The organism is Staphylococcus sp. HMSC072B07 (assembly GCF_001815505.1).
GTDB lineage: Bacteria > Bacillota > Bacilli > Staphylococcales > Staphylococcaceae > Staphylococcus > Staphylococcus simulans.
In genome coordinates, this window is the sequence record NZ_KV820950.1 from 1 (window position 1) to 4,179 (window position 4,179).

The following is a 4,179-nucleotide window of genomic DNA, read 5'->3' on the forward strand; positions in this document are numbered from 1 at the left end:
AGTATCAGTCACAACAAAAGAACAAGCGGATAATAGTGCAATTACTAAATCGCCTAAAAATTCAAAAGGTAATTCTGTTCCTGCTAAAAAAGAATTACCAGAAACAGGACAACAAACAGATCAAAGTAATGCGACTTTATTTGGTTCTTTATTTGCAGTACTTGGAAGTTTATTGTTATTTGGAAGACGTAAAAAAAATAATGACAATTAATATGTAAGTCATTAAGATATTTGTAATAGATGATATAGATTTTATAAAGGTCTGTAGAATGATGTTTAATATCACCTACAGGCCTTTTTACTTTTCAAATAGGAAATGAAAATGTTTTGCAATATAAAAAGAACTAAATGCAATTTATCTTATGATAATAGGTGGAACATATGAATTTTTCTTATAAAAAGCACTGAGTGTGAAAAATATAGATAATAAATACCTTGAGTTCATTGATGGATATAAAATTTTAAATATACAAAATCTTGAGGTTTTCGTCTATAATAAAAAAGTGAATATTAATGATGTTAACTACTGAAATTAAAGGAGATAGATAATAAATATAAGTTGTATTTTAAATTTGGGTTCAGATGATTTTTGTTTATTTGAAGTTATTTATAAATCAAAATGTATGAATAATTATTTATTGAGAAATGAGGGGTTCAATGTTAGTACATTCATTTGATCCATTTAATAATTTGCTTTTATCATCAATTGTTGCTGCTGTACCTATCATTTTATTTCTATTATTTTTAATAGTATTTAAAATGAAAGGTGTTTATGCAGCATTATCAACTTTAATAGTGACAATAATAGTTGCTTTAGTTGTTTTTAAACTTCCAATAAGTATTGCTGGCGGTGCTGTACTGGAAGGTTTTTACCAAGGAGTTATTCCTATTGGTTTTATTATTATTATGGCTGTATGGTTATATAAAATTTCAACTGAGAGTGGACAGTTTGATATTGTCCAAGATAGTATTTCAAGTATTTCACAAGATCAACGTATTCAATTACTGCTTATTGGTTTTGTATTTAATGCATTTTTAGAAGGAGCAGCTGGTTTTGGTGTACCCATTGCGATATGTGCTGTATTACTTACTCAACTGGGATTCAAGCCATTAGAGGCAGCTATGTATTGTTTGGTGGCTAATGCTGCTGCAGGTGCCTACGGAGCAGTTGGAATACCAATATCAATTATTGATACGTTAAGTTTATCTGGAAATGTTACTTCAACGGAAGTAGCATTGATTGGTAATTTAACGCTTGATTTTATTAGTTTTTTTATACCATTTCTATTAATGTTTATGATTGATGGATTTAAAGGTGTAAAAGAAACTTGGTTACTTACTTTAATAGTTTCTTTTACTTATACATTCTTGCAACTTGTTATTACAAGTTTAGATGTATCAGCACTTGCAGATATTATTCCTGGTTTAGTAAGCATGATAGTGTTAGCGCTAGTATCTAAAAAAATCCAACCTAAAAACATCTTTAGATTACATAAAGATGAAAATACTCCATCTGTAACTAAACATTCATTGAAAGATATTGTTTATGCGTGGAGCCCATTCATTATTCTAACTTTTGTTGTTCTTATTTGGAGTTCATCATTCTTCAAAAAGCTATTTGAAAAAGATGGCTTATTCAGTTCATTGGTTGTTAAATTTAATGTTCCTGGTACGATGAATGATGTTACTCATACACCTAATATTTTGACATTTAACTTTATTGCACAAACTGGTACAGCCATTTTGATTACAGTAATTTTAACAATTATCATTGCTAAAAACATGAATTTTAAAAGTGCTGGTAAATTATTAGGTGTTACATTTAAAGAGTTATGGATTTCTGTACTTACAATTTGTTTTATTTTAGCAGTATCTAAGGTGACAACTTACGGTGGTTTAAGTAGTGCAATGGGACAGGGTATTTCTAAGTCTGGTTCTATTTTCCCGTTGTTATCTCCGATATTAGGATGGATTGGTGTATTTATGACAGGATCTGTTGTAAATAATAATGTTCTCTTTGCACCTATCCAAGCATCAGTTGCGACTCAGATTGATATTAAAGCTTCTTTATTGGTGGCCGCTAATGTTGCTGGTGGTGTGACAGCTAAAATTGTATCGCCACAATCCATTGCCATTGCTACCGCAGCAGTTAATGAAGTGGGGAAGGAATCACGCTTGATGAAAATGACTATGCGTTTTAGTATAGGCCTCCTTATATTTGTGTGTATTTGGACATTTATTCTTAGTATTTTTATAACTTGAGGTATTATTACACTATGATAATTTTAGGATTATATTCCATAAATGAATGATTTATATTGAAAATTAGTATTTTCATTAATATGGTTTTTGTATTACAATGTTTTCTGTACTCAAAATAAGAAAGGGAGTCAATTATGAATAATAAAGAGTCAAAAACAGTTGTTGTCATTGGCGCTGGTGTTTTAAGTACTACTTTTAGTTCTATGCTTAAAGAATTAGAACCAAATTGGAAAATAAAACTTTATGAGCGCCTAGATCGACCTGGGATTGAAAGCTCAAACGAGCGTCATAATGCAGGAACAGGTCACGCAGCATTATGTGAATTAAACTATACTGTGAGACAACCTGATGGTTCGATTGATATTGAGAAAGCAAAAGAGATTAATGAGCAATTTGAAATTTCAAAACAATTTTGGAGCTATTTAGTAAAGAGTAATAATATCTCTAATCCAAAAGAGTTTATCAAACCACTACCTCATATTAGTTTCGTGCGAGGAAAAAATAACGTTCAATTCTTAAAAGATCGTTATCATGCTATGAAAGATGCTCCAATGTTTGACAACATTGAATATACCGAAAATATTGAAGAAATGAGAAAATGGATTCCATTAATGATGCAAGGGCATAGTGCTAGTGACATTATGGCTGCAAGTAAAATTGATGAAGGAACAGATGTCAATTTCGGAGAACTTACTCGTAAAATGGCTAAGAGTATTGAGGAACATCCAAATGCAAATGTCCAATACAATCATGAAGTTATTGATTTTAATCATCGTAAAGATGGTAAATGGGAAGTTAAAGTACGTCAACGTAATAGCGGAAATATTAAAACAGAACTTGCAGATTACGTATTTATTGGTGCAGGTGGTGGTGCAATTCCACTATTACAAAAGACAGGCATTCCTGAAAGTAAAAACTTAGGTGGCTTCCCTATTACAGGACAGTTTTTAATCTGTACAAATCCTTCTGTTATTGAAAAGCATGATGCCAAAGTTTACGGTAAAGAACCGCCAGGCACACCTCCTATGACTGTACCTCACTTGGATACACGTTATATTGATGGAGAACGCACACTATTGTTTGGTCCGTTTGCTAGTGTAGGACCTAAGTTTTTAAAAAATGGTTCTAACTTAGATTTATTTAAATCAGTCAAGCCATACAATATTATGACATTGTTAGCTTCAGCGGTTAAAAACTTACCATTAATTAAATATTCATTTGATCAAATTTTAATGACTAAAGAAGGTTGTATGAATCATTTACGTACATTCTATCCGGAAGCTCGTGATGAAGATTGGCAATTATATACTGCTGGTAAACGTGTTCAGGTTATTAAAGATACTCCAGAGTATGGAAAAGGATTTATTCAATTTGGCACTGAAGTAGTTAACTCTGCAGACCATTCAGTTATCGCTTTATTAGGTGAATCTCCTGGTGCTTCAACTTCAGTATCTGTATCATTAGAAGTGATCGAAAAGAATTTCCCAGAATATGAAGAACAATGGATGCCGATTATTAAAAAAATGATTCCGTCATACGGTAGATCGTTAATTGAGGATATCGAACTGATGAGAAAAACACGCCAACAAACATCAAAAGACTTAGAATTAAATTATTATATGAGTAGCAAATAATTTATATCATAGATTGATATATAGGAGGTTTCTTATGAACAAATTATTAACAATTTCAATAGTTGTTATTGTTGCCTTTTTGGGATTAAAACGTTATCAAGCTCATGTAAATAAGGCACCTAACATAGAATATTAATAGATAATTATATAAAGATTAGCATGAACATATATTGTTTTACCTTAGAATTTAGATTATGTTGTTAATTTTTGATATTTACTTAGTTCATTCAAATGAATTTTTAATGGAAGAAAAAGGGCTCTATACTATTTAGGACTGGTGATA

4 protein-coding genes are annotated in these 4,179 nt (G+C 30.9%); all 4 read left to right on the forward strand.

Annotated elements, in window-relative coordinates:
- On the forward strand, positions 1–211 hold a 211-nt coding region (locus HMPREF3031_RS11590), incomplete at its 5' end, for an LPXTG cell wall anchor domain-containing protein (protein WP_142351334.1).
- Between the two features lie 446 nt (positions 212–657).
- Positions 658–2,262, forward strand: coding sequence for an L-lactate permease (locus tag HMPREF3031_RS11595; protein ID WP_070626066.1), 1,605 nt, complete (start codon positions 658–660; stop codon positions 2,260–2,262).
- A 134-nt stretch (positions 2,263–2,396) separates the two neighbouring features.
- Positions 2,397–3,896 carry an L-lactate dehydrogenase (quinone) gene (gene lqo / locus HMPREF3031_RS11600; RefSeq protein ID WP_070724967.1) on the forward strand — a complete coding sequence of 500 codons (1,500 nt, stop codon included), beginning with the start codon at positions 2,397–2,399 and terminating at the stop codon, positions 3,894–3,896.
- A gap of 34 nt (positions 3,897–3,930) precedes the next feature.
- Positions 3,931–4,032: an SE2200 family small protein gene (locus tag HMPREF3031_RS11605; protein WP_070626062.1), complete on the forward strand. Its 102-nt coding sequence runs from the start codon at positions 3,931–3,933 to the stop codon at positions 4,030–4,032.
- The last annotated feature ends 147 nt before the right edge of the window (positions 4,033–4,179 follow it).

Excerpts from the sequence above, each read along its gene's own strand:
- HMPREF3031_RS11605 (WP_070626062.1), top strand. The coding sequence starts at position 3,931 with ATGAACAAATTATTAACAATTTCAATAGTTGTTATTGTTGCCTTTTTG.
- HMPREF3031_RS11595 (WP_070626066.1), top strand. The coding sequence starts at position 658 with ATGTTAGTACATTCATTTGATCCATTTAATAATTTGCTTTTATCATCA.
- lqo (WP_070724967.1), top strand. The coding sequence starts at position 2,397 with ATGAATAATAAAGAGTCAAAAACAGTTGTTGTCATTGGCGCTGGTGTT.